The following is a 23,967-nucleotide window of genomic DNA, read 5'->3' as shown; positions in this document are numbered from 1 at the left end:
GCCACCTGCGGCGGGATGCTTTTATCCTGGCAGTTTCGTCGCCTGGCAACAACCTTGCGCGTGCGCATGGCTTTCCCGCTGCCACACGCACTTACCGTTGATCCAGGTTTGCGCGATGTTACGGTCATCACCCAGCGTCATCAGGACAAACAAACGCTGATGGATATCGTCGCTGTTGGCCATGCGCAGCTGCTGCAGCGGTGATACGGCAGGATCGATCACCACAAAATCCGCCTCTTTACCGGGGTTGAAGTTGCCGATTTTGTCATCAAGATCCAGCGCATGGGCGCCGCCCAGCGTGGCGTGGTAAATCGCTTCTGCGGCACTGAGTTTGTACTGCTGCAGCTGCCCCACCTTATAGGCTTCACCCAGCGTCTGCAGCATATTGAAGGTGGTGCCGGCGCCGACATCGGTGCCCATGCCCATGCGCACGCGCTGCTGCCAGCGGCGTTTAAGATTGAACAGTCCGCTGCCGAGGAACAGGTTGGAGGTCGGACAGAAGGCCATCGCCGAGTCGGTGTCGTGCAGGCACTGCCATTCGCGATCCTCCAGATGCAGGCAGTGGGCAAATACGCTGCGTTTGCCGGTGAGCTGATGCTGGTGATACACATCAAGATAACCGTCATGGGCGGGAAACAGCGTTTTTACCCAGGCGATCTCCTGCTGATTTTCGCTGAGATGGGTATGCAGCCAGGTGTCGGGAAACTCGTTTTTCAGCTGCTGCACTTTTTCCAGCAGCTGCGGCGATGAGGTCGGCGCAAAGCGCGGCGTCAGCGCATAACCGAGACGCCCGCGCTGGTGCCAGCGCTGAATCAGCTCACGCGTCTGCTGATAACTTTGCGCCGGCGTTTCGGTCAGTTCCGGCGGTGCGTGGCGATCCATCATTACCTTGCCGGCGATCAGCCGCATCTCCAGCTGTTCGGCGGCGCTGAACAGCGCGTCTACCGATTGCGGATGCACCGTACCAAACACCAGCGCAGTCGTGGTGCCATTGGCCAGCAGCTGTTGCAGGAAAAACGCTGACATGCGCGCCGCGTGCGCCGCACAGTGGTACTGGCTCTCGACAGGAAAAGTGTACTGATTGAGCCACTCCAGCAGCTGTTCACCGAACGCGCCGATCATTTCGGTCTGCGGATAGTGAATATGGGTATCCACAAACCCCGGCAGGATCAGCTTGCCGCGCAGATCGATCACCTGCGTTGATTCCAGGTGTTGATGTGCCGGCTGCCAGCGCTCCAGACTCACCACTTTACCGTCGCGCAGCGTCAGCAGACCATCTTCAATATAGCGCGCCTGGTCGGCGAGGCCATCGGGCTGGTCAGCCAGCGCGGGGAAATCAAAAAAACTGGCGCGCAGACGGGTTACAACGGAGTCAGACATGACGCTTCCTTCAGGGTGTAATGCAGGTTTCAGATAGATATAGCAAAGATATTGCAAACCGCATGCCAGGCAAACCCACCCAACAATCACTTTAAATTCAGATAAATACACAATTTCAGCGCGATTATCGTCGCAAAAATTGCAGGCAATCGTATGCGTAACCGATTGCCTGTTCGTGGTATTGCCCTTGCGCATTGCGCTGGCGTTTTACGCCGGGAAAATGAGCCTGATCGGGCACGCTCATGGTGCAGGGCTGCACCGCAAACGTGCAGGAAAGATTCTGCAACACGCCGCTCACGCTTTTCATGAGCGCCGCTGCGGGGTTAATGCTAAGGTGTGGCAGAGAACCTGAAATCGTATAAGGAACAGTGAGATGATTATTTTTGTTACCGGTGCGACCGCCGGTTTTGGTCAAAGTATCACCCGCCGCTTCATTGCTACAGGTCACAAAGTGATCGCCAGCGGACGCCGTGCTGAGCGTTTACAGGAATTAAAACAGGAACTGGGCGACAACTTGTACACCGTGCAGCTGGATGTGCGTAATCGCGCGGCTATCGAAGAAGCCATCGCTGCCCTGCCCGCCGAATGGCGTGATATCGATGTGCTGGTTAACAATGCCGGGCTGGCGCTGGGCGTCGAACCGGCGCATAAAGCCAGTGTTGAAGACTGGGAAAATATGATCGACACCAACAACAAAGGGCTGGTGTATATGACGCGCGCCGTGCTGCCTGCCATGGTAGAGCGCAACGTCGGTCACATCGTCAACATTGGCTCGATAGCCGGCAGCTGGCCGTACGCCGGCGGCAACGTGTACGGGGCAACCAAGGCGTTTGTGCGCCAGTTCAGCCTCAACCTGCGCACCGACCTGCACGGCACCGCGCTGCGCGTCACCGATATCGAGCCTGGCCTGGTGGGCGGTACCGAGTTTTCGAACGTGCGCTTCAAAGGTGACGATGGCCGCGCGGATGCGGTGTATGAAGGCACCACCGCGCTGACGGCGGAAGACGTGACGGAAGCGGTCTATTGGGTGACCACGCTGCCGAAGCACGTCAACATCAACACGCTGGAAATCATGCCGGTGACGCAAACCACCGCCGGACTGAAAGTGTTTAAAGGATAAGCAAGCTGCGCGTGGCGGCCCGTCGGGTCGCCCTGCGCGCCCGGTTCAGGCCTTGCCCCAGCCGATAACGATAATCAGCATGCCGCTGAACGCCACCAGCGCACCGACCCAATCCCACGCACTCAGTTTGACGCCATCGACCAGTCGCAGCCAGATCAGCGCCGTTAACACATACACGCCGCCATAAGCCGCATACACCCGGCCGCTGGCTGCCGGATGCAGGGTCAGCAGCCAGACAAACAGCGCCAGGCTGGCTGCGGCCGGTAACAATAGCCAGGCGCTCATGCCGCGCTTCAGCCACAGCCACGGCAGAAAACAGCCGGTGATCTCGGCAATCGCAGTGATAAAAAACAGCAGCGCGGTTTTCACCAGCATACAAAGTCTCTCTGATCGTTAAACAAACCGCTCACCGCTGGTGAGCAAAGAAGCAGCGATGATATACTGACAGACAGTGTTGTGACAGCCGCCCTGCGCGCTGTGCTGGAGTTAACGAAAGGAAATGACGATGAAAAAACTGTTTTCCGCCCTGCTGGCTACCACGCTGACCGCCAGCGTAATGCTGACTGCGCCGCTGGCTGTCGCTAAGACGGATCGGCTGATTATTGAAGATGGCAACAACGCGGCCAGCAACGAGGCGGCGCGTCAGAGCAAAGAGCAGTGGAACGATACGCGCAACCTGCGTAACAAGGTGAATACCCGCGTGGAGAAAGAGTTCGACAAGGCAGACCGGGCCTTTGATACCCGCGACGCCTGCGAAAAAAGCTACAACGTTAATGCGTACTGGGAACCGAACACCCTGCGCTGCCTCGATCGCCGCACCGGCCGTCCGCTGGCGCCGTAATGCGCGCCAGCTGCTATAGTTTTCACGGGAATGACGCAACAAGGAGTGAGTGATGAAAAAACGTAATGCAGTTGTGTTGCTAATGGCGCTGGCGTTACCGCTGGCGGTGCAGGCGTCCTGCGAAAGCGTGCGCGCCGACATCAGCAAAAAGATCATCAACAATGGCGTGGCGGAATCGGATTTTACGCTGGATATCGTGCCGAACGATCAGGTTGATCAGGCAGGCGGTCAGGTCGTTGGCCACTGTGAAAACGACACGCAGAAAATCGTTTACAAGAAAAACGGTCGCGATGCGGATAGCAGCGTGCCGGACAGCGCGGGCAGCTCGCAGGATGCTCCCGCACAGTAATCCCTTCGGGCGGCTGGTCGGCCGCCCTGCTTTATTCCGCTTCCGGCCGCTGACGCGGCATCAGCCACGCAATCCACAACGTCAGCAGCGCAATCAGCAATGCCACCACAAATACCCAGTGCAGCGAACTGGCAATCTGTCCGGTCCAGAAGTGTAACTGTTCCTGCGGCAGCGCCTGACGGCTCTCCGGTGCCATAATTTTCTGCATCGGATCGCTGGCCTGCGGCAGCCGCAGCGACAGGTTAAGGTTGAGCACCGCGCCCATTATCGCGGTGCCGATGGCTGAACCCAGCATGCGGCTGAACATGATCGAGGCGGTGCAGATGCCGCGAATTTCATAGTGCGCATGATTTTGTACCGACACCAGAAAGGTGGTGCTGGTCATGCCCATCCCGGTGCCAATAACAAACGCCGTCAGCCCGGCCTGCATGATGCTGCTGTCGGCGCGCAGTAGCAGTAACAGCGCGCTGCCGGCAATCAATAAAAACGCGCCGAGCTGCGCGGTAAAGCGATACGAGGTGATCAGCATCAGGCGACCGCTGAGCGTACTGGCCAGCGGCCAGCCAATCGACATCATCGCCAGCGCGCTGCCCGCCTGCAGCGGCGTGCCGCCAGTAATGCCCTGAATCCACGTCGGCAGAAACGCGCTGATGCCCATCATGGTGGCCCCGATAATCAGGTTCCCGGCATTACCGGCCACAATCAGGCGGCTGCGCCACAGCGCCAGCGGGAACAGCGGCGCATCGGCGCGCTGCTCGTGGTGTTTCAGCCGCCAGCCGGCCAGCAGCGCCAGCGCCAGGAACGGCACCAGCCAGAAACCCAGCGCTTCCGCCTGTAGCAGCGCCACCAGCAGTGCGGTGACGCTGATCATCAACCAGCAGCTGCCGGTCAGATTCAGCGTTGCGCCCTGATGCTGTTCGCGCGCCGGCAGAAAACGCGCCAGCAGCAGCATTGAGAGCAGACCAATCGGCACGTTTACCCAGAAAATCACCGACCAGTTAAAGTGCTGAACCAGCCAGGCACCGCTCAGCGGACCGATGACGGCCGCGACACCCCAGACGCTGGAGAGCCAGCCCTGCACGCTGGCGCGCTCGCGCGGCGAGTAAATGTCCGCCACGATGGTGGTGGTCAGCGGCATGATCGCCCCGGCACCCAGGCCCTGAAAGGCACGAAATACAATCAGCCACGTCATAGTATGGGCAAAACCGCACAGCACCGAGCCCAGCAAAAACAGCGTTACGCCGATGAAAAATAATCGTTTGCGGCCCCAGATATCCGCCAGTCTGCCGTACAACGGGACGCTTACCGCCTGCGTCAGCAGATAAATAGAAAACACCCAGCCAAACTGCGCGAAACCGCCAAGATCGGCAATGATGGTTGGCATGGCCGTGGCCACAATGGTGACCTCAATGGCAGCCATAAACATCGCCAGCATGCAGGCAATCAGAATCCAGTGGCGATGTTCCGTTTGTATTTGTGCGCTTTCAGTCATACATCTCCCTTTTTCTTACAAGGCTAGTCGAAATTTCACCGACTCAGTTTCCTCTGTGTGCGCCTGCTTGTGACAATGTCACCTATCTTGATGAAAATTTTTTATTGTCGAACGACACCTTATTTCATGCGGGTTTCGCTTAGTTTTACCGCTTTTGTATCTACCTGATTTTGCCGTGAAAACTGGCAATGATCATCAAGCGTTGCTATAGCTCTAAAGGCAGTTTCTGGTTTTTCACTGTGAAAAAGCCGGGAAACAGTCATTTTAACTGCAATTTGACAGCGTGCTGGATTTTCGTCTGTGTATTGCACCGCATAACGCCGGTACGCTGAAAATAACGTCATAAAATCAATCGATTTTTTCAATCAGGGAGACGCACGCTATGCACAATGCATCGCTCGCCCGACGTGCCGGGCTGGCACTGCTCGCCATCGTGGTGGTGATAGCCCTGCTGGTGTGGGGATTAGGGCTGGATACGCTGCGCGACCGCAAGGTGGATTTACTTTACCTTGGGCAGCAACACCTGTACTTAGTGTTCTGGTCGATGTTATGCGCTTTACTGGTTGGCATCCCGAGCGGGATTTTGCTCAGCCGTCCCTTCGCCCGTCGCTGGGCTGAATATGTGATGCAAATCTTCAACGTCGGTAACACGCTGCCACCGCTGGCTGTGCTGGCGCTGGCGATGGTGATTGTCGGCATTGGCGACCGTCCGGCGCTGATCGCGCTGTTCCTCGCCTCCCTGCTGCCGATTGTGCGCAATACCTACGCCGGTTTGAGCGCGGTACCGCCGTCGCTGATTGAAGCGGCCAACGGTATCGGTATGACCAAACTGCAGCGGCTGCGTCGCGTCGAGCTGCCGAATGCGCTGCCGGTGATCCTGGCCGGGGTACGCATCGCGACCGCGATTAACGTCGGCACCGCGCCGCTGGCCTTTTTAATTGGTGCCAGCAGCTACGGCGAGCTGATTTTCCCTGGTATTTATCTCAACGACTTCCCGACGTTGATCCTCGGCGCAGTGGCCACCGCCCTGTTTGCCCTGATCCTCGACATGCTGCTGGCAGCATTGGGACGCGTCCTCAGCCCGCACTCTGCGGCTTAACCCGGAGCATGTAATCATGGCCACTGCTAATCTGCTGGCGCGCTGGGTCAAACGCACCGCGCTGGCCCTGACCGCCACCTTAACTCTCAGTCACGGCGCGCTCGCCGCCGCGCCCATCGTGATGGCGACCAAAAGCTTTACCGAGCAGCATATTTTGTCTGCCATGACGGTAATGTGGCTGCAAAAGAAAGGTTTTCAGGTCATCCCGAAAACCAACATCGCCACCACCATCGGGCGCAACGCGATGATCAACAAGCAGATTGATATGACGTGGGAATATACCGGCACCTCGCTGATTATTTTCAACCATATCAACAAGCCGATGTCGTCTGAAGAGGCGTACAAAACCGTTAAACAGCTGGACGCGAAGCTGGGACTGGTTTGGCTCAATCCTGCCCCGATGAATAATACCTACGCGTTTGCCATGCAGCGCCAGCGCGCTGACGCCGAAGGCATCAGCACCATGTCGCAGCTGGTGGCGAAGCTGGAACAGGTACGCAACACCGATCCGGATCACAACTGGAAACTCGGTCTCGATCTGGAATTTGCCGGCCGCTCGGATGGTCTGAAACCGCTGCAAAAAGCCTACAACATGCCGCTGGATCGCCCGCAGATTCGTCAGATGGACCCCGGTCTGGTGTACAACGCGGTACGCGACGGCTTTGTCGATGCCGGACTGATCTACACCACCGATGGCCGGGTAAAAGGCTTTGATTTGAAAGTACTGGAGGATGATAAGCACTTCTTCCCAAGTTACAACGTCACGCCGGTAGTGCGTCAGGATGTGCTGGAAAGCCATCCTGGCCTTGAGGCCGCGCTGAATGCGCTGTCGCCGCTGATCACCGATGAAGCCATCACCGAGATGAACAAGCGTGTCGATATCGATCACCAGTCGCCGCAGCAGGTGGCGCGTGATTTCCTCAAATCCAAAAACATGCTGTAAGGAGGCGCAATGGATACCCTGCATTACATCATGGATAACTGGAACACGCTGCTGGCGCTGACCTGGCAGCACACCTGGCTGGTGCTGGTGGCGGTGGGTTTTGCCATCCTCGTCGGCGTGCCGCTGGGCATTCTGATTGTCCGCTTCAAATGGCTGGCAACACCGGTGCTGGGCATCGCCACCATCGTGCTGACCATCCCGACCATTGCGCTGTTTGGCCTGATGATTCCGCTGTTTTCACTGATCGGTCAGGGGATTGGTGCCCTGCCGGCGATTACCGCGGTGTTTCTCTATTCACTGCTGCCGATTGTGCGTAATACCCATACCGCGCTGGAAAATCTGCCGCCCGGGCTGCGCGAAGCCGGTCGCGGTATCGGCATGACCTTCTGGCAGCGCCTGCGCTGGGTGGAAATTCCGATGGCGCTGCCGGTGATTTTTGGCGGTATCCGTACCGCCGTGGTGATGAACGTCGGCGTGATGGCGATTGCGGCGGTGATCGGTGCCGGCGGCCTGGGCCTGCAACTGCTGGACGGCATCAGCGGCAGCGATGTGCGTATGCTGATAGCCGGCGCACTGATGATCTGTTTACTGGCGATTATTCTTGACTGGCTGCTGCACCGTCTGCAGTCGGCGCTGACTCCTAAGGGGATTCGATAATGATAAAACTGGAAAACCTGACGAAAACCTTTACGCAAAAAAACGGCACCACGTTCAATGCCGTTGACAACGTCAGCCTGGAAGTGCCTGCCGGGGAGATGTGTGTGCTGCTGGGCCCGTCCGGCTGCGGCAAAACCACCACGCTGAAGATGATTAACCGTCTGATCCCTGCCAGCAGCGGGCGGATTTTAATTAATGGCGAAGACACCAGCGGCCAGGATACCGTCACGCTGCGCCGTAACATCGGCTATGTGATTCAGCAGATTGGTCTGTTCCCGAACATGACCATTGAAGAGAACATTACCGTGGTGCCGCGCATGCTGGGCTGGGACAAAAAACGCTGTCGGGAACGGGCGACAGAGCTGATGAGCATGGTGGCGCTTGACCCGACGAAGTTTCTGCATCGCTACCCGCGTGAGATGTCGGGCGGCCAGCAGCAGCGCATCGGCGTGATCCGCGCGCTGGCGGCGGATCCACCGGTACTGCTGATGGATGAACCGTTCGGTGCCGTCGACCCGATCAACCGCGAGGTGATTCAGAACGAGTTCCTCGATATGCAGCGCCAGCTGAAGAAAACCGTGATGCTGGTGAGCCATGATATTGATGAGGCGCTGAAGCTCGGTGACCGCATCGCGGTGTTTGGCCAGGGCAAAATCGTGCAGTGTGCCAGCCCGGACGAACTGCTGGCGCAGCCGGCCAACGAATTTGTCGGCTCGTTCGTCGGTCAGGACCGAACGCTGAAACGCCTGCTGCTGGTGCAGGCGGGCGACGTCACCGATCAGCAGCCGACCATCACCGTGCAGCGCAGTACCCCGCTGCAGGAGGCGTTCGCGACCATGGACGACAACGACATGCGTTCGGTCACGGTGGTCGACGAAGATGGCAAACCGCTGGGCTTTGTCAAACGTCGTGAAGCGCGCGGCGCCACCGGCCGCTGCGAGGAGATGCTGCACACCTTTAAGGTCACCGGCAAAGCGGAGGAGAACCTGCGCGTGGTGCTGTCGAAGCTGTATGAACACAACACGGTATGGATGCCGATTGTTGACGAGGAAGGTCGCTACAGCGGCGAAATTTCGCAGGATTACATCGCGGATTACCTCAGCTCCGGCCGCACGCGCCGTCGTCTTAACCCGTAACCCCGACCGAACCGCGCCACGGAGGGCGCGATTCTGAAGGTAAACTGTGCGTCAGTTGCTCTCTTCGACCGCGCCGACCGCCGCAACCGTTTTAGCTTCATTCGGCAGCACCACGTTCAGCAGCATAGCGAGAATTCCACCGGTGGTGACTGCATGACCAAACAGGTTGCTGACCAGCGGCGGGAACTGTTTCAGCACGTCCGGAACCGCTTCCACCCCGAGGCCGATGCCAAACGACACCGCCACAATCAGCATCTCACGCCGCCCCAGTGGGGCCTGCGTCATCACGCGAATACCGGCGGCGACCACGCTGCCAAACATCACCAGCGTTGCCCCGCCCAGCACCGGCGGCGGAATCTGCTGTAGCAGGTTGCCGACCAGCGGGAAGATGCCCAGCAGCACCAGCATCAGGCCAATCACCATCCCCACGTAGCGACTGGCGACGCCGGTCATCTGAATCACCCCGTTGTTCTGCGCAAAGGTGGTATTGGGAAATGCCGAGAACAATGCCGCCAGCAGACAGCTGAGGCCATCGGCCAGAATCCCGCCCTGCAGCCGGCGCTGAAACCCGTCGCCTTCCAGCGGCTGGCGTGAAATCAGACAGTTGGCGGTCAGGTCGCCCACCGCCTCAATCACGCAGATCACCGAGACCAGCGCGATTGGCACAAACAGCGTCCAGCTAAAATCAAAGCCAAAATGCAGCAGCGAAGGCAGCACCAGCCAGTGCGTCTCCGCCATCGGCTTCAGCGGCAGATGACCGCTCAGCGCCGCCGCGATGCAGCCCGCACCAATGCCGGCGACCACCGCCACCAGCCGCGCCCAGCGCGAGTGGGAACGGTTAAGCACGATAATCACCAGCAGGGTCAGCGCCCCCAGCGCCAGATTACCCGGCGCACCAAAATCGCGGGCGTTATGCCCGCCCGCCCAGTCGGTGATACTGACTTTTATCAGGCTGATACCAATCAGGGTGATCACCGTACCGGTCACCACCGGGGTCAGTACTTTACGCAGTGGTGTGATGCAGCGGCTAATCAGCATCGGGATCAGCGCCGCCATCAGGTTGCAGCCAAAAATCATGGCGAGGATCGCCTGCGGTGAACCGCCCTGCGCTTTCACCGTCATCCCCGCAGAGAGAATGACGCCGAGAAAGGCGAAGCTGGTGCCCTGCAGACAGATCATGCCTGCGCCAATGCCGCAGAAACGGCGCGCCTGCAGAAAGGTACCGAGTCCGGAAACCAGCAGCGACATGCTGATGAGATACGGAATCCAGGCCTGTAACCCCAGCACGGAACCGATAATCAGCGGCGGCGTGATGATACCGACCACGCTGGCCAGCACGTGCTGCAGGGCGGCAAAGAACGCCGGTGCAGGACCGATGCGGGCATCCAGCCCGTACAACAAACCTTTATCTTCTTCTGGGTGCGACATAGCAGGGCTCCGGCAAACGATTTATCAGTTTGCCTGATGCATGAAACGCGCCAGGGCGACAACGGACAGGAAAAATTCAGGACAGATGATTGAATATAAACAGGTTTATTGCATAAAAAAAAAGCAGCCGCTCCTGAAACTCCGGATTCAGCTGCGTGCGATATGCCGCATTTTGTTTCATCAGGCGGCGGGCTTTGCACTCTAGCTGTGCAGCGCATCACCCCCGAGTAACGTAATATCCAGATAACCACTCAAATCACGCTGTTCGGCGCGCGGCAGATAAGGCAATTCACCCAACAGCGGCGCGTTCAGCTTATCGCGCAGAACATCAATGATTTCAGCATAGTGCGCCAGACCGGGATTGATACGATTGGCGACCCAGCCCGCCAGCGTCAGGCCATCGGCGGCAATCGCTTCGGCGGTCAGTAAAGCGTGGCTAATGCAACCCTCTTTAATGCCCACCACCAGCACCACCGGCAGTTGCGCCTGCTGCACCCACTGCGACAGCGGCCGTAAGTCGTTCATCAGGCTGCGCCAGCCGCCCGTGCCTTCCACCACCACGCGTGCAGCGCGATCCTGTAAGCCAGCCAGCCCGCGATTGAGTAACGGATAATCGATGCGCTGCGCCGGGCTGGTGCTGATTTCATCCTCTTCCAGCGTCACGGGATTGACGTCGCTGTAGTTCAGCGTGAGGCCGGATGCCTGCTGCAGCAGTACGGCATCTTTATTACGGAGCCCTTCCGGCGTGTGCTGCGCGCTTTTGGCAACCGGCTTGTAGCCAGCGGCACACAGATTCGCTTTGGCAAAGCACTGTAACAGTGCGCGGGAAACCACGGTCTTACCCACCGCGGTGTCGGTACCGGTGACAAAAATCGTTTTCACCTTTCTCCTCCTTCATTAAAGCGATGTGTAACCTGCAAAGGAGGCAGTTTAAGGATTTGTCCCAGGCGAGAGCTTGCGTTAGCGCAAACTTAAGGCGGGCTGGCGTTAGCCCTGCAACAGTTTTATCAGTAAATGGCCGCTATAGAGCGCGTCTTTGATCAGCGCCGCGCCGCCCAGCGTGCCGGGATCGTTAAAAGCCGCAGGCGTGAGCTGAATAGCGTGACTGTACGCCGGCAGGGCCTGCTGGCGAATGGTGCTGCTGACTGCCGGGAACAGCACGTCCGCCGCCTGGTTAAGCGGTGAACCGATAAGAATTTGTTGAGGATTAAAGATGTTGACCATCATCGCCAGCATGCGCCCGATATGATGACCGACGCCGGCAATAACGTCCCGCGCCAGCCGGTCGCCCTGCTGCGCAGCGGCACACAGCGAGGCCAGCGTCAGCGGCTGCTGGTGCAGCTGGCTGTCCGGCTGCGACGATAAACGCTGTGCCGCCAGCTGCAGCAGGCTGCCGGTGCTGGCCACCGTTTCCAGACAGCCATGGTTGCCGCAGTAACACTGCTGGCCGTAAGGATCGATCTGCGTATGACCGATCTCCACCAGCGCGCGTCCGCTTTTGTGCAGCAGCTGACCACCGCTGATCACCCCGGCGCCCACCGTTTCGTCAATGACAATCTGAATCACGTCCTGCGCACCCCGTGAAGCACCAAACAGCGCCTCTGCCAGCGTCCATGCGGAGATATCGTGCTGGACAAATACCGGCAGCCCGGTGCGCTGCGCCAGGGTTTCGCCCAGCGGCATATCCTGTACGTCATAGCCCGGCATACGGTGCACCACGCCGGAGGCGGCGTTGATCAGTCCCGGCAGGGTAATGGCGATAGCGGTGAGACGTTCAAGTTTTTGCTGATGGCGAATGAAAAAGGCGTTGACCAGCTCCTGCAGCGTCTGCAGCAGCGGCGTGTCGGCGCTGGCGGGCAGCGGCAGGCGATCTTCCTGTAGCGCGCGGCTGCTGAGATCGCGCAGCGTCAGGGTGATGAACCCCGGCTGAAGGCGAACAGCCAGATAGTGCCAGGCCAGGGTATCGAGGATCAACCCTATCGCCGGCCGTCCGCGACTGCCCGGCTCCTGAAACTCGGTCTCCTGCACCAGATGCGCATCCAGCATTTCGCGCACAATTTTGGTGATGCTGGCCGGGGCCAGCTGGGCACGTTTCGACAGCTCAATCCGCGAAATCGGACCGTAATGGTCAATCAGACGATACACTGCACCGGCATTGGTCTGTTTTATTTGGTCAATATGGCCAGGCTGACTGTCCAGATTCACGCCCTGCTCCCGGATATTTTCGCGCTTCTAAATAAACAGCAGCTATGGTGATGCAGATTGGCGCGCAGCGTCAAATATTTGATTAGAAATGTGATTTATCGCACACAAAGAACGCGGTTTTCTGTACCCGCGGGTTCATTCCTCGGCATTGTGCAGCAGCAGCGCCATCATATTGCTCATCTGCGCACTCGGCTGGCGCAGCGCTGACCACACCAGCCACACCTCAGAAATGGCATCGCTTTCCTGTAGCGGAATCCAGGCGACTTCCGCCAGTCGCGCGCGGGCAAACGAGGCGGGTAAAATCGACACGCCCAGCCCGGTTGCCACCAGGCCGAGAATCGTCATGGCTTCACCCACTTCCTGGGTAATGTAAGGTTTGATTTGGTAGCGATGCAGCAGCGCCAGAATTTCACCGTACAGGGCCGTGCCGCCCTGCGCATCAAAGAAAACAAAAGGTTCGCTGGCTAACGCCCGGATGCTAATTGACGTGGCCTGTGCCAGCGGATGCGCGTGGTGCACCACCGCGCACAGCGGTTCACGCAGCAACAGGCGGTGCTGAAGATCCTCCGGCAGCGGCGTATTGCGCATGACGCCCAGATCGAGTCGCCCCTCGTGCAGCGGCGCCAGCTGCTGCCGCGTGTTGTACTCCTGCATCTGAATATGCACGTCCGGCCAGCGCTGCCGATAGTGATACAGCGCATCCGACACCAGTCCGGTAAACGGCGCCGAGGAGGTAAAGCCAATACGCAACTCTCCCTGCTGACCGTGATGAATGCGCGCCGCGCGCCCGGCCGCCTGTTCCACCTGCAATAAAACCGCGCGCGCATCCTGTAAAAACGACTGGCCAGCCGGCGTGAGCTGTACGCTGCGATTAGTGCGGGTGAACAGCTGCGCATCCAGCGCCTGTTCCAGTTGCAGAATCTGCTGACTGAGCGGCGGCTGAGAAATGTGCAGCCGCTGCGCGGCGCGGCCAAAGTGCAGCTCTTCCGCAACGGCAATAAAGTAGCGCAGATGGCGCAGCTCAATCATCATATCTTAAACGTCTCATTTGAGATTATTAATATATTGTACAACCTATTTAGCCTTTCCTACAGTATTCAGACATTTGCTGAATTGAGGATGTACTGTGAGTCGCTCTTCCCAGGCTGTGACGCTTGATGAGGACAGCTTGTCCACGAAGCCTGTTACCGCCGATACCGCTACTGAATGGATTGAACGTGGATCGCCGCAGTTTATGCGCGTGACGCTGGCGCTGTTCTCTGCCGGTCTTGCCACTTTCGCCCTGCTCTATTGCGTACAACCGATTCTGCCGGTGCTGTCACAGCAGTTTTGCGTGACGCCTGCCGAAAGCAGTATTTCGCTGTCGCTCTCCACCGGGCTGATGGCGCTGGGCCTGCTGTTCACCGGCCCGCTGTCAGATGCGATTGGGCGTAAATCGGTGATGGTGACCGCGCTGATGCTGGCGGCGATTTGTACGCTGATCTCCGCCACCATGAGCAGCTGGCAGGGGATTCTGCTGATGCGCGCGCTGACCGGTCTGTCGCTCAGTGGCGTCGCGGCGGTGGGCATGACTTACCTGAGCGAAGAGATGCATCCGCGGGTCATCGCCTTCTCCATGGGGCTGTACATCAGCGGTAACTCGATTGGCGGCATGAGTGGTCGTTTACTCTCCGGTGTGCTGACCGACTTTTTCTCGTGGCGTATTGCCATTGGCGTCATTGGCTGCTGCGCGCTGGCCGGCGCGCTGATGTTCTGGAAAATTCTGCCTGCGTCGCGCCATTTTCGCCCTGCCTCGCTGCGGCCACGCAGTCTGCTGATCAACTTCCGCCTTCACTGGCGCGACAAAGGATTGCCGCTGCTGTTTGCCGAAGGCTTTCTGCTGATGGGCGCGTTTGTCACGCTGTTTAACTACATCGGCTACCGTTTACTGAGCGCGCCGTGGTCACTGAGCCAGGCGGTGGTCGGGCTGCTGTCCGTGGTGTATCTCACCGGTTCGTGGAGCTCGCCGAAAGCCGGCGCGATGACCAGCCGCTTTGGTCGCGGTCCGGTGATGACGGGCGCCACGGCGATCATGCTGGCCGGTCTGCTGCTGACCGCCTTTAGTTCGCTGTGGCTGATTTTGCCGGGCATGATGCTGTTTACTGCCGGCTTCTTTGCCGCCCATTCGGTGGCCAGCGGCTGGATTGGACCGCGCGCGCGCCGGGCGAAAGGCCAGGCATCATCACTTTACCTGTTCAGCTACTACGTGGGCTCCAGCGTGGCCGGCACCCTGGGCGGCGTGTTCTGGCACCGCTACGGCTGGCCGGGCGTAACCCTGTTTATCAGCGCCCTGCTGGTGCTGGCACTGCTGGTTGGCCTGCGTTTACAGGGCCGCAAACTGTAATACCCTTCATCGTTAGCGCGGGACCTCAGCGTCCCGCCTGCTCCGCTGGATTCGAATAATCAGGCATTCGCGCCGTACCACTTAAAACAAAATAGCAATTCATCGCTATAATTCGTTCTATTCCAATAATACATAGACTTATTTTTTACACAGCAATGAGGTAGTCAGATGGAGCTTTACTATTATGTCGATAAGCATGCCGGTTATAACGACAATCATGTGGTGCATGCGAAGGGCTGTCCGTTCCTGCCATCCGACGGCGGTCGCCGTTTTCTCGGGACTTTTTACACGCCCGGGGCTGCAATCCAGCAGGCGCGTAAATTTTACGCCACTGCGTTGGGCTGCGAACACTGCTGCCCGGTGGGCGTAAAAAAAAATCCGACCCACAACTTTAGCGTGGCACTAAAGCATATGGCGTGACTCTGATAATCCTGGTCTGAACCGCACCCGCCCGCACGGTACTCGCCCTCAGCACGGCTAAGCGATTTTTCTGTTACAGAAACCCCTGACTTAGCCTGTGCTGGTACGGCAGACTCGCGGGCCGGCAGCACGCAGCCGCAACAACTCTCCATAACCGCAGGCTATTTACCACGCTCAGCGCGATAAGAAATATTCAGTGATAAAACCCGGGTTAACGGTTTTCATCGGCTGACTAATGCTCCACAATAGCGGAAATTTGTGATCGAGGTCACTTTACCGGGCGCGTTCCTGCCCCCTCACTCGTCGTTTAGCCGATTTGAATTCAATGCAATCAACAACCGTTTCCCGTAAAACAGCCTGGCTGCGCGTGGTGCTGCTGGCTATCGCTGCTTTTGTCTTCAATACCACCGAATTTGTGCCGGTTGGCTTGCTTTCGGACATCGCCAGCAGCTTTGCAATGAAAACCGCTGATGTCGGTATCATGCTGACCATCTACGCCTGGGTCGTGGCGCTGTTATCGCTGCCGTTAATGCTGCTGACGCGCAACGTCGAGCGCCGCCTGCTGCTGGCCATCCTGTTTATTCTGTTTGTTGCCAGCCACCTGTTATCGGCCGTAGCGTGGGATTTCACGTCGCTGGTGCTGTCGCGCATTGGCATTGCACTGGCGCACGCGGTGTTCTGGTCGATCACCGCCTCGCTGGCGATTCGCGTTGCGCCGGCCGGCAAGAAAACCCAGGCGTTAAGTATGCTGGCCACGGGCACGGCGCTGGCGATGGTGCTGGGCGTGCCGATTGGTCGTATTGTGGGTCAGTATCTGGGCTGGCGTACCACCTTTGGTATGATCGGCCTGTCAGCACTGGTACTGCTGATTATGCTGGTGCGGATACTGCCGCGCCTGCCGAGTGAGCACACCGGTTCACTCAGCAGCGTGCCGATGCTGTTTCGCCGTCCCGCGCTGGTGGCGATGTACATTCTGGTCACCGTCGTGGTGACCGCGCACTACACCGCTTACAGCTATATCGAGCCGTTTATGCAGGTAGTGGCCAGCGCCGATGAGAACTTCACCACCCTGTTACTGCTGCTGTTCGGCTCAGCCGGCATTCTGGGCAGCATTCTGTTCAGCACGCTGGGCAATAAATTCCCGTCCGCGCTGCTGATCGCCGCCATTGCGCTGATTACCCTGTGTATGGGTCTGCTGGTGTTTGCTGCGGTACGCCCGGCAGCGATTACCGTGCTGTGTATTATCTGGGGAATGGCAATGATGATGATCGGCCTGGCGATGCAGGTGCGCGTGCTATCGCTGGCACCGGACGCCACCGACGTCGCCATGTCGCTGTTTTCCGGTATTTATAACATCGGTATTGGCGCAGGCGCGCTACTCGGTAACCAGGTCAGTCTGCATCTGCAGATGGCAGACGTGGGCAACGTGGGCGCAATCATTGGCCTGGCGGGACTGTTCTGGTGCATCGCCATTTTCCGCCGTTATCCGCAACTGCGCTCCAACGGCTAGTGCGTTTCACAGGCAGCGGCGCCCCTGGCGGCACCGCTGCTGACATGGCCGGCTAAGGCAGGAAAAACATCGGCTGCAGTGTTTTGCTCACCGGGCTGTTGTCGGGATTTGATGGCATCAGATCACGCATCGACGCCCACCAGCGCTGACACACCTCAGTTTGCGCCACGGCCTGCCAGCGCGCTTCGGATTCAACCTCGACGCTGGCAAACAGCAGGTTGCGTTCAGCATCCAGCCAGATCGCGTAGTTGTGCGCGCCATGCGCTTTCAGCGTCCGTTCCAGCTCCGGCCAGATTGGCGTGTGACGGCGCTGATACTCTGCATGGCAGTGCGCATAGACATGCATGACGAACGCTTTACGCAACATCACTGCGCTCCGCCTGCAGCGCCGCCGGCCACGGCTTCACGTTAAAGCGCTCGCCCAGCGCAATCAGCTGTTCAGTGGTGATGCTCTGACGAATGCCGCCCATCGACAGCGCCATGACCACCACCTGCGATGACTTCTCAGCGGTATCAATCAGACCAAAGGTTTCGTCGAGCGTCGGTCCGGCGCCAAAGATTCCGTGGAAAGGCCACATCACCAGGCTATGGCTGGCCATCGCTTCTGCCGTCGCCTGACCAATGCCATCGGTACCCGGTACCATCCAGGGCAAAATGCCGACGCCATCGGGGAACACCACCAGGCACTCGGTGCTGCCCTCCCACAGCAGGCGGGTAAAGCGCGCCGCATCCAGATCCACCACATAGCTGAGCGCCATGAAGTGGGTGGCGTGACAGTGCATAATCACCCGGTCCGCGCCGTGGCTCAGTGCCTTGCGTACGCTGTGTGACTGAAAGTGCGCCGCCAGCTCGGACGTTGGCAGCCCTCCGTTGCTGAGCCCCCAGTGAATTTTGTACGACAGCCCTTTGTCATCCACCTGCAGCAGCACCAGACTGTCTGACGGATCGAGCTGCACGTTGCGAAAGAACTTACCGGAGCCGGTCACCAGGAACCAGTCGTTGGCCAGCGCGGGCGCCGGCTTGCTCAGTTCAATACAGCGCGGTGCCGGATAAAAATCGCTGGCATACGCGCTGACCTCTTCCGGCAACAGACGCAGACTGACGTTGCCGCCGTTACGTTCATCCCAGCCTTTCAGCCACATGTCACTGGTGGCTTTAACCATGTCGCGCACAAACCACGCGGAGAGAATTGTTTGCATGAATCGATTCCTTAACGTTGACGCAGCACGTGTTGTTCGTAGTGACGGACTTCGCTTAGCCAGCTGGCATCGGCTGGCACATCGTGGCGCAGGCACCACGCTTCCCATACCGCCTGCCACGGCAGCGACTTCTGCTCTTCAAGCAGCGCCAGACGGGCGGTGAAATCCCCATCACGCTCCCGCTGACGCAGCTGTTCGCCCGGCTCCAGCAGCGCCCGCAACAGGGCTTTTTGGGTATTGCGCGTGCCGATCACCCAGGCGGCAATGCGGTTGATCGAGGCATCGAAGAAGTCGAGACCGATGTGCACCCTGTCGAACAATTTTTGTCGGGCGATCTCACTGGCAATCGCCTGGGTTTCATCATCCAGCAGCACCACGTGATCGCTGTCCCAGCGGACCGGACGGCTGACGTGCAACAGCAGGCGCGGCACAAACAGCATGGCGCTGGAGATTTTGTCGGAGATCACTTCGGTAGGATGGAAGTGGCCGGCATCCAGCGTCAGCGCGGTCTGGCGGCTGGTGGCGTAACCGAGGCAGAACTCACTGGAACCCACGGTGTAACTCTCCGCGCCAATGCCAAACAGTTTGCTTTCCACCGCATCAATGTGGTGCTGCGGATTCAGCGGTTCACGGATGATCTCATCCAGCGCACTGGCGAGACGCTGGCGCGGCGCGAGGCGATCGACGGTGAGATCTTTCATGCCGTCCGGCACCCAGATATTCATGACTGACGGCGTGCCCAGCTGCTCGCCAAACCAGGCGGAGATACGGCGGCTGGCGGTGCAGTGGTCGATCCAGAACTGGCGAATGCCCGGATCGGCATGCGACAGCGTAAACCCGTCTGCGCTGAGCGCATGAGAAAAGCAGGTTGGGTTAAAATCCAGCCCCAGCTTTTTGCTTTTCGCCCACTCCAGCCAGTTGCTGAAGTGCTGCGGCTCAATCGCATCTCGTTCTACCGGGCGGTCGCTCTCAAGGTAGATGGCATGCAGGTTGAGGCGTTTCGCACCGGGGATCAGCGACATCGCTTTGTCGAGATCGGCACGCAGTTCAACCGCGTTGCGCGCCCGCCCCGGATAGTTGCCGGTCGCCTGAATGCCGCCGGTGAGCGCCCCCTGCGGATTCTCAAACCCACGTACATCGTCGCCCTGCCAGCAGTGCATCGACACCGGAATGGTATCCAGTTGTGCCATCACCTGTTCCACATCCACCCCGATGGCGGCGTAGCGTTGTCTGGCCAGTTCAAAGGCCTGTTCAATCAGCTTTGTCATATGCAAGTTCCTTAGCAGGTAGGCTCAGCGCCGCAAAGCGAGCCTGATGGGCCGCAAAGACGCTGTGATTCAGCGGGATAAATTTTTCTAACGGGAAATTGTGGCGAATGCAGCGGCGTAAATCGGCCACGTCGCGCAACTCACCCAGCGCGATCAGCTGGCAGCCGATGTTGCCCAGCGTCGAGGCTTCCACCGGGCCGGCAAACACCGGCAGCTGGCAGGCATCGGCGCACAGCTGGTTAAGCAGCGGATTCTGGCAGCCACCACCGACGATATGTAACTGACGCAGCGCAGTGCCGCGCAGGTGGCTAAGCTCCTGCAGCGTCTGCGAATAGAGCAGCGCCAGGCTGTCAAAGATGGTGCGCGCCAGTGCCGCCGGGCTGTGCGGCACGGGCATCGCCTGTTCGGCGCAGGCGTTCTGAATCTCCTCCACCATACTGGCCGGATTGATGAAACGGTGATGATTAGGGTGAATCAGGGCGCGGCAGGCCGGTTCCCGCGCGGCGTCGGCAATTAGCGCAGAGAGATCGCTGATGTGCAGTTCGCTGCACACCCGCTGCAACAGCCACAGGCCCATGATGTTTTTCAGCACCCGATAGCCTTCCGCACCGCCTTCATTGGTCAGATTAGCCTGCAGCGCCGCCTCGCTGACACAGGGTTGCAGGCTTTCGATGCCGATCAGCGACCAGGTGCCGGAGCTGAGGTAGGCAGTATCGTCCTGCTCCAGCGGCGTGGCCAGCACCGCGCTGGCGGTATCATGGGTGGCGACGGCGATCACCGGAATGCGCTGGCCGCTGGCGTTGCGCCAGTAACCGACGGTGTTGCCCGGCGCACGCGGCGTGCCGAACCAGCTGGCGTCTGCGCCCGCCCAGGCCAGCAGCTCGCGATCCCATTCGCCGCTGTGGATGTTGAGCAGCTGGGTGGTGGTGGCGTTGGTGTATTCCCAGTTGAGTTCACCGCTCAGGCGATAGTGAAGATAATCCGGAATCATCAGCGCGTGCTTCACCTGCGCCTGCCAGTCCGGTTGCTGCAGATGCAGCGCGCGCAGCTGATACAGCGTGTTGAACGGCAGAAACTGAATGCCGGTGCGCTGATAAAGCGCCGGTTTCCCGAGTTCACGCATCGCCTGGGCCATCAGGCCGTCGGTGCGTTTATCACGATAGCTGACCGCTTCGCCCACCCGCTCGCCGTGCGCGTCCAGCAACACCAGATCCACGCCCCAGGTATCAATACCAAGGCTGTCCGGCACAATGCCCTCCTCATCCAGCTGCTGCAGCCCGGCGCGAATCTCCTGTTCCAGCCGGTCCAAATCCCAGCAGTCATAATCGCCGCGCTGCACGCGCGGGTTGGCGAAACGACGCACTTCGCGCAGGCTGAGCTGCTGACGGTCAGCCTGCCAGCTGGCCAGCATGACGCGGCCACTGGATGCGCCTAAATCGATGGCAACAATATTACGCAGACTCATGGCGAGTACTCCCTGTGAAGACATGGCGACAGAGTAGAAATCCTGCGCCGCAGACACCTTCCCGCGAGTGCCAGCGGGTCATCACCGCTGGCAGGTTTGCAAAGGTGTTCGTGAGTGAGCTCACAGAACTGCATAACGGCAGAGTTGTGAGCCTTGCCGCAATTCCATCAATCACTTAGGCGATCTTGAATAATTGGCGATTTTCCTGCGCTGCCCGGTGCAAAATTCAAGGTAAGGTGGCAGGCGGCTGCGTAGACTCGGTTACGGTTTTGTTAACTGAGGACGCATGATGACGGTATTACACAGTGCTGATTTCTTTCCGGCCGGCGATTACACGATAGCCATTGAGCCACGTGTGCCGCAGTCGGCGTTTCCGGAGCATCACCATGATTTTCATGAAATTGTGCTGGTGGAACAGGGCTCGGGCATCCACGTATTTAATGGTCAGCCGCAGGCGCTCAGCGCCGGCTGCGTCTGTTTTGTGCGCGATCACGATCGCCATCTGTACGAGCAAACCGACAATCTGTGCCTGACGAATGTGCTGTATCGCAGTCCGGCGGCGTTCCGCTTTCTGTCCGGCCTGCAGGCGCTGCTGCCGCGCGAACAGGACGGCCAGTACGTTTCACACTGGCGGATCAACCATAAAGTGATGGCGCAGGCGCTGCACCTGGTGACGCAGATGAAGCAGCCGGCCAGCTGGTCGCTGGAACGTCAGGCGCAGCAGGAACAGCACTTTTTGCAGCTGCTGGTGCTGCTGCGCGAGGCGGCGCAAAACGATCAGGCGCAGGACCAGGATGCCCGCCTGCACCGCTTGCTGGACTGGCTGAATGCGCACTACAGTGAGGAAATTGCGTGGGAAGCGCTGGCCGATCGCTTCTGTTTGTCGCTGCGTACCCTGCATCGCCAGATGAAGCAGCAGACCGGCAGCACGCCGCAGCGCTATCTCAATCGGTTACGTTTATTGCAGGCGCGGCACCTGTTGCGCCACAGCGAGATGCGCATCACGGACATCGCCTATCAGTGTGGGTTTGGTGACAGTAATCACTTCTCCACCCTGTTCCGGCGGGAATTTGGCTGCGCGCCGCGCATGGCGCGCCAGCAGATGGGGTAACCGGAGGGCTGACATGCCGCTGTTACTGACGCGCGAGGATTACTTCCCGGCCAGCAATTTGCCTATTGCCGTGGCAGAACGCATGCCGCAGCCCTCTTTCCCACCGCACCGGCATGAGTTCAGCGAGATCGTGATTGTCTGGCGCGGTAATGGCCTGCATATCCTCAACGATCGGCCGTGGCTGATCACCTGTGGCGATGTGTTTTACATTCGCGACAGTGATTGCCACAGCTTTGATAGCGTCAACGATCTGGCGCTCGACAATATTCTCTACTGCCGCGATCGCTTCAGCCTGGCGCTCGACTGGCAGCAGCTGCTGCCGCCACAGGATGAAGAGACACCCGCCAGCTGGCGTCTGACCACGCGCGGCATGGCGCTGGCGCGCGGCGTCATCAGCCAGCTGGAGCGCGAAAGTCGCAAAAGCGATTCGCTATCGATTCAGCTGTCGGAAGCGCTGTTTTTGCAGCTGGCACTGATATTGCGCCGTCACGGCTACGCCGCCGATCGGCCGTGGGTGCTGCCGGAGGGCGAACAGCTCGATCTGCTGATGTCGGCGCTGCTCGGCGATATCAGCCGCCCCTTCGATCTGCCCCATTTCTGCCAGCAAAACCAGCTCAGCGAACGGTCGCTGAAACAGTTGTTCCGTCAGCAAACCGGCATGACCATTGGCCACTATCTGCGTCAGCTGCAGCTGTGTCAGGCAAAATATCTGTTGCGCACGCAGGCATGTCTGATTAGCGAAGTGGCGGCGCGCTGCGGGTTTGATGACAGCAACTACTTTTCCGTGGTGTTTACGCGCGAAACCGGATTAACACCCAGCGCGTGGCGTCAGCGTTTTTTGTCGCCGCGCGAACCGATGGCAGACAAAGAAAAAGCCTGACGCGTGCAGAGACGCGTCAGGCGGTGCGATGTTAAGCGTTATCAGGCGGCCATACCGAGACCGACAATGTTTGCCGCGATAATGATCACCACGCAGCCAATCGATAACACACTCACCGGTCGACGCCCCACCGATTTCCACTCCTTCAGCACCAGTCCCACCAGGCCGCCGCACAGCACGTACAGGCTCATGTGCAGCATCCAGCTAACGAAGTCGTACTGCGGGGGAATTTTTGCGTGGCCCCAGGCATAAAAGAAGAACTGCAGATACCACATGGTTCCCCCCAGCACGGCGAAGGCGATGTTGGCGATCAGCAGCGGTTTTGCCACGGAAAAGTCGCGGTGCAGCGAAAGCTCCGGCTTCACCGCCAGGCGGATAAAGCAGTACGCGAGGTTGATCAGCGCGCCACCGCCCATGATCACCACGTAACTCGGCAACGCCACATACAGCGGATTGATGCCCAGACTGGCAGCGGCTTCATGCATCGGCTTCGCCGCATCCATGGCAAATGACATGCCAGCCGAGAAGATGCCGCACAGCACCGCCAGCACCAGGCCTTTCTTCAGGTTGAAATCTTCGGCGTTAATCCCCAGCGCCCGTTCCTTTAGCAGCCCGGCGCGCGACACAATCGCCACACCCAGCAGCGCAACCAGTACGCCCAGCAGCGTCATCCGGCCGCCGGCGGAGCTGAACAGTTCAACGAATCGGCCCTGCAACAGCGGCGTCATCAGCGTCCCCACCACCAGCGTAATGCCAATGGCGATGCCAATCCCCATCGACATCCCCAGATAGCGCATGGTGAGGCCATAGTTGATGTTGCCGATGCCCCACATGGCACCGAACAGAAACACCGGCAGCAGCTGCGATAAACTGAAACTGCTGTAGTACGCCCAGAAGTTCGGTAACAGCGCAGCACTGACTGCCCAGGGCAGAATCAGCCACGACATCACGCCGCCGACCGACCACATGGTTTCCCATGACCACTTTTTAACCTGTTTAAACGGAGCATAAAAACAGGCGGCGCTGGCGGCACCCACCAGATGCCAGAAGATACCTGCAAGAATGGCACTGTTCATTGTTA

At 59.0% G+C, this 23,967-nt stretch carries 26 protein-coding genes; 12 read left to right on the top strand and 14 right to left on the bottom strand.

Annotated elements, in window-relative coordinates:
• Window positions 1–21 precede the first annotated feature (21 nt).
• Window positions 22–1,380 (bottom strand): guanine deaminase, encoded by a 1,359-nt coding sequence (gene guaD / locus C1Y42_RS05175; protein WP_104092931.1) that lies wholly within the window; start codon window positions 1,378–1,380, stop codon window positions 22–24.
• A 124-nt stretch (window positions 1,381–1,504) separates the two neighbouring features.
• A complete protein-coding gene (locus C1Y42_RS23380; protein WP_146068781.1) occupies window positions 1,505–1,687 on the bottom strand; it encodes a hypothetical protein in 183 nt (60 codons plus the stop codon).
• A 66-nt stretch (window positions 1,688–1,753) separates the two neighbouring features.
• On the opposite strand from C1Y42_RS23380, the gene ydfG reads away from it, so the two are divergent.
• Window positions 1,754–2,500 (top strand): bifunctional NADP-dependent 3-hydroxy acid dehydrogenase/3-hydroxypropionate dehydrogenase YdfG, encoded by a 747-nt coding sequence (gene ydfG, locus C1Y42_RS05170; RefSeq protein WP_010618462.1) that lies wholly within the window; start codon window positions 1,754–1,756, stop codon window positions 2,498–2,500.
• Between the two features lie 45 nt (window positions 2,501–2,545).
• Here the strand turns inward: ydfG and C1Y42_RS05165 are convergent, their stop codons facing one another.
• Window positions 2,546–2,872: a YnfA family protein gene (locus C1Y42_RS05165; RefSeq protein WP_031279118.1), complete on the bottom strand. Its 327-nt coding sequence runs from the start codon at window positions 2,870–2,872 to the stop codon at window positions 2,546–2,548.
• A gap of 133 nt (window positions 2,873–3,005) precedes the next feature.
• On the opposite strand from C1Y42_RS05165, the gene C1Y42_RS05160 reads away from it, so the two are divergent.
• A complete protein-coding gene (locus C1Y42_RS05160; RefSeq protein ID WP_058758533.1) occupies window positions 3,006–3,341 on the top strand; it encodes a DUF1283 family protein in 336 nt (111 codons plus the stop codon).
• A gap of 52 nt (window positions 3,342–3,393) precedes the next feature.
• Window positions 3,394–3,690 (top strand): DUF1161 domain-containing protein, encoded by a 297-nt coding sequence (locus tag C1Y42_RS05155; protein ID WP_058769782.1) that lies wholly within the window; start codon window positions 3,394–3,396, stop codon window positions 3,688–3,690.
• 31 nt (window positions 3,691–3,721) lie between these two features.
• Here C1Y42_RS05155 and C1Y42_RS05150 read toward each other — a convergent pair whose 3' ends face one another.
• On the bottom strand, window positions 3,722–5,182 hold the full coding sequence (locus C1Y42_RS05150) for an MDR family MFS transporter (protein WP_104092930.1): 1,461 nt from the start codon (window positions 5,180–5,182) through the stop codon (window positions 3,722–3,724).
• 119 nt (window positions 5,183–5,301) lie between these two features.
• Window positions 5,302–5,547: a hypothetical protein gene (locus C1Y42_RS23375; protein ID WP_125308735.1), complete on the bottom strand. Its 246-nt coding sequence runs from the start codon at window positions 5,545–5,547 to the stop codon at window positions 5,302–5,304.
• A 17-nt stretch (window positions 5,548–5,564) separates the two neighbouring features.
• Between C1Y42_RS23375 and C1Y42_RS05145 the strand changes: the two genes are divergently transcribed.
• Genes C1Y42_RS05145 through osmV form a run of 4 tightly spaced genes read left to right on the top strand, consistent with a single transcriptional unit; the run spans window position 5,565 to window position 9,017 of the window.
• On the top strand, window positions 5,565–6,281 hold the full coding sequence (locus tag C1Y42_RS05145; protein WP_021506071.1) for an ABC transporter permease: 717 nt from the start codon (window positions 5,565–5,567) through the stop codon (window positions 6,279–6,281).
• A gap of 16 nt (window positions 6,282–6,297) precedes the next feature.
• Window positions 6,298–7,224 (top strand): glycine betaine ABC transporter substrate-binding protein, encoded by a 927-nt coding sequence (locus tag C1Y42_RS05140; protein ID WP_059008790.1) that lies wholly within the window; start codon window positions 6,298–6,300, stop codon window positions 7,222–7,224.
• Between the two features lie 9 nt (window positions 7,225–7,233).
• A complete protein-coding gene (osmW, locus tag C1Y42_RS05135) occupies window positions 7,234–7,881 on the top strand; it encodes an osmoprotectant ABC transporter permease OsmW (RefSeq protein ID WP_021506073.1) in 648 nt (215 codons plus the stop codon).
• Window positions 7,881–9,017 carry an osmoprotectant ABC transporter ATP-binding protein OsmV gene (gene osmV / locus C1Y42_RS05130; RefSeq protein ID WP_021506074.1) on the top strand — a complete coding sequence of 379 codons (1,137 nt, stop codon included), beginning with the start codon at window positions 7,881–7,883 and terminating at the stop codon, window positions 9,015–9,017. The genes osmW and osmV overlap by 1 nt, the downstream gene beginning before the upstream one ends.
• A gap of 51 nt (window positions 9,018–9,068) precedes the next feature.
• Here the strand turns inward: osmV and C1Y42_RS05125 are convergent, their stop codons facing one another.
• From C1Y42_RS05125 to C1Y42_RS05110, 4 genes are all read right to left on the bottom strand, one after another.
• Window positions 9,069–10,445 (bottom strand): nucleobase:cation symporter-2 family protein, encoded by a 1,377-nt coding sequence (locus C1Y42_RS05125; RefSeq protein ID WP_104092929.1) that lies wholly within the window; start codon window positions 10,443–10,445, stop codon window positions 9,069–9,071.
• A 201-nt stretch (window positions 10,446–10,646) separates the two neighbouring features.
• Complete coding sequence (gene bioD / locus C1Y42_RS05120) at window positions 10,647–11,327, bottom strand: dethiobiotin synthase (protein WP_104092928.1); 681 nt, start codon at window positions 11,325–11,327, stop codon at window positions 10,647–10,649.
• Window positions 11,328–11,432: 105 nt separating this feature from the next.
• Window positions 11,433–12,650, bottom strand: coding sequence for an ROK family transcriptional regulator (locus C1Y42_RS05115; RefSeq protein WP_021506077.1), 1,218 nt, complete (start codon window positions 12,648–12,650; stop codon window positions 11,433–11,435).
• A gap of 135 nt (window positions 12,651–12,785) precedes the next feature.
• A complete protein-coding gene (locus C1Y42_RS05110) occupies window positions 12,786–13,682 on the bottom strand; it encodes a LysR family transcriptional regulator (protein WP_021506078.1) in 897 nt (298 codons plus the stop codon).
• A 94-nt stretch (window positions 13,683–13,776) separates the two neighbouring features.
• Here C1Y42_RS05110 and C1Y42_RS05105 point away from each other — a divergent pair, with 94 nt between their 5' ends.
• The 3 genes from C1Y42_RS05105 (at window position 13,777) to C1Y42_RS05095 (ending at window position 16,963) form a co-directional block, all read left to right on the top strand.
• The gene (locus C1Y42_RS05105; RefSeq protein WP_104092927.1) at window positions 13,777–15,033 is read left to right on the top strand and encodes an MFS transporter; all 1,257 of its coding nucleotides are present in this window, start codon (window positions 13,777–13,779) and stop codon (window positions 15,031–15,033) included.
• A 168-nt stretch (window positions 15,034–15,201) separates the two neighbouring features.
• On the top strand, window positions 15,202–15,453 hold the full coding sequence (locus C1Y42_RS05100; protein WP_021506080.1) for a hypothetical protein: 252 nt from the start codon (window positions 15,202–15,204) through the stop codon (window positions 15,451–15,453).
• Between the two features lie 325 nt (window positions 15,454–15,778).
• On the top strand, window positions 15,779–16,963 hold the full coding sequence (locus C1Y42_RS05095) for a sugar transporter (protein ID WP_031279126.1): 1,185 nt from the start codon (window positions 15,779–15,781) through the stop codon (window positions 16,961–16,963).
• 52 nt (window positions 16,964–17,015) lie between these two features.
• On the opposite strand, the gene rhaM is transcribed toward C1Y42_RS05095, so the two are convergent.
• From rhaM to rhaB, 4 genes are read right to left on the bottom strand one after another with little or no spacing between them, the layout of a single operon-like run.
• Complete coding sequence (gene rhaM, locus C1Y42_RS05090; protein ID WP_104092926.1) at window positions 17,016–17,330, bottom strand: L-rhamnose mutarotase; 315 nt, start codon at window positions 17,328–17,330, stop codon at window positions 17,016–17,018.
• Entirely contained in the window at window positions 17,320–18,162 is an 843-nt protein-coding gene (gene rhaD, locus C1Y42_RS05085; protein WP_104092925.1) for a rhamnulose-1-phosphate aldolase, read from the bottom strand. The genes rhaM and rhaD overlap by 11 nt, the downstream gene beginning before the upstream one ends.
• Window positions 18,163–18,173: 11 nt before the next feature.
• Entirely contained in the window at window positions 18,174–19,430 is a 1,257-nt protein-coding gene (locus C1Y42_RS05080; RefSeq protein ID WP_058758522.1) for an L-rhamnose isomerase, read from the bottom strand.
• Entirely contained in the window at window positions 19,414–20,895 is a 1,482-nt protein-coding gene (gene rhaB, locus C1Y42_RS05075) for a rhamnulokinase (protein ID WP_104092924.1), read from the bottom strand. Before rhaB ends, C1Y42_RS05080 begins: the two co-directional genes overlap by 17 nt.
• Window positions 20,896–21,184: 289 nt before the next feature.
• On the opposite strand from rhaB, the gene rhaS reads away from it, so the two are divergent.
• Together rhaS and rhaR are read left to right on the top strand one after the other, a co-directional pair.
• On the top strand, window positions 21,185–22,006 hold the full coding sequence (rhaS, locus tag C1Y42_RS05070) for an HTH-type transcriptional activator RhaS (protein WP_058758645.1): 822 nt from the start codon (window positions 21,185–21,187) through the stop codon (window positions 22,004–22,006).
• A gap of 13 nt (window positions 22,007–22,019) precedes the next feature.
• On the top strand, window positions 22,020–22,886 hold the full coding sequence (gene rhaR / locus C1Y42_RS05065) for an HTH-type transcriptional activator RhaR (RefSeq protein ID WP_058758520.1): 867 nt from the start codon (window positions 22,020–22,022) through the stop codon (window positions 22,884–22,886).
• Between the two features lie 41 nt (window positions 22,887–22,927).
• Here rhaR and rhaT read toward each other — a convergent pair whose 3' ends face one another.
• A complete protein-coding gene (rhaT, locus tag C1Y42_RS05060; RefSeq protein WP_104092923.1) occupies window positions 22,928–23,962 on the bottom strand; it encodes an L-rhamnose/proton symporter RhaT in 1,035 nt (344 codons plus the stop codon).
• Window positions 23,963–23,967: the final 5 nt, after the last annotated feature.

The sequence above is a fragment of the Pantoea sp. ICBG 985 genome, from assembly GCF_002928365.1.
GTDB lineage: Bacteria > Pseudomonadota > Gammaproteobacteria > Enterobacterales > Enterobacteriaceae > Pantoea > Pantoea dispersa.
This window is presented reverse-complemented; position numbering and strand designations above follow the sequence as displayed.

Excerpts from the sequence above, each read along its gene's own strand:
- C1Y42_RS05080 (WP_058758522.1), bottom strand. The coding sequence starts at position 19,430 with ATGACAAAGCTGATTGAACAGGCCTTTGAACTGGCCAGACAACGCTAC.
- C1Y42_RS05155 (WP_058769782.1), top strand. The coding sequence starts at position 3,394 with ATGAAAAAACGTAATGCAGTTGTGTTGCTAATGGCGCTGGCGTTACCG.
- C1Y42_RS23380 (WP_146068781.1), bottom strand. The coding sequence starts at position 1,687 with ATGAAAAGCGTGAGCGGCGTGTTGCAGAATCTTTCCTGCACGTTTGCG.
- ydfG (WP_010618462.1), top strand. The coding sequence starts at position 1,754 with ATGATTATTTTTGTTACCGGTGCGACCGCCGGTTTTGGTCAAAGTATC.
- rhaR (WP_058758520.1), top strand. The coding sequence starts at position 22,020 with ATGCCGCTGTTACTGACGCGCGAGGATTACTTCCCGGCCAGCAATTTG.
- rhaD (WP_104092925.1), bottom strand. The coding sequence starts at position 18,162 with ATGCAAACAATTCTCTCCGCGTGGTTTGTGCGCGACATGGTTAAAGCC.
- C1Y42_RS05160 (WP_058758533.1), top strand. The coding sequence starts at position 3,006 with ATGAAAAAACTGTTTTCCGCCCTGCTGGCTACCACGCTGACCGCCAGC.
- osmW (WP_021506073.1), top strand. The coding sequence starts at position 7,234 with ATGGATACCCTGCATTACATCATGGATAACTGGAACACGCTGCTGGCG.
- C1Y42_RS05125 (WP_104092929.1), bottom strand. The coding sequence starts at position 10,445 with ATGTCGCACCCAGAAGAAGATAAAGGTTTGTTGTACGGGCTGGATGCC.
- C1Y42_RS05100 (WP_021506080.1), top strand. The coding sequence starts at position 15,202 with ATGGAGCTTTACTATTATGTCGATAAGCATGCCGGTTATAACGACAAT.
- rhaM (WP_104092926.1), bottom strand. The coding sequence starts at position 17,330 with ATGTTGCGTAAAGCGTTCGTCATGCATGTCTATGCGCACTGCCATGCA.
- guaD (WP_104092931.1), bottom strand. The coding sequence starts at position 1,380 with ATGTCTGACTCCGTTGTAACCCGTCTGCGCGCCAGTTTTTTTGATTTC.
- C1Y42_RS05140 (WP_059008790.1), top strand. The coding sequence starts at position 6,298 with ATGGCCACTGCTAATCTGCTGGCGCGCTGGGTCAAACGCACCGCGCTG.
- C1Y42_RS05150 (WP_104092930.1), bottom strand. The coding sequence starts at position 5,182 with ATGACTGAAAGCGCACAAATACAAACGGAACATCGCCACTGGATTCTG.
- rhaB (WP_104092924.1), bottom strand. The coding sequence starts at position 20,895 with ATGAGTCTGCGTAATATTGTTGCCATCGATTTAGGCGCATCCAGTGGC.
- C1Y42_RS05110 (WP_021506078.1), bottom strand. The coding sequence starts at position 13,682 with ATGATGATTGAGCTGCGCCATCTGCGCTACTTTATTGCCGTTGCGGAA.
- C1Y42_RS05095 (WP_031279126.1), top strand. The coding sequence starts at position 15,779 with ATGCAATCAACAACCGTTTCCCGTAAAACAGCCTGGCTGCGCGTGGTG.
- osmV (WP_021506074.1), top strand. The coding sequence starts at position 7,881 with ATGATAAAACTGGAAAACCTGACGAAAACCTTTACGCAAAAAAACGGC.
- C1Y42_RS05145 (WP_021506071.1), top strand. The coding sequence starts at position 5,565 with ATGCACAATGCATCGCTCGCCCGACGTGCCGGGCTGGCACTGCTCGCC.
- rhaS (WP_058758645.1), top strand. The coding sequence starts at position 21,185 with ATGACGGTATTACACAGTGCTGATTTCTTTCCGGCCGGCGATTACACG.
- rhaT (WP_104092923.1), bottom strand. The coding sequence starts at position 23,962 with ATGAACAGTGCCATTCTTGCAGGTATCTTCTGGCATCTGGTGGGTGCC.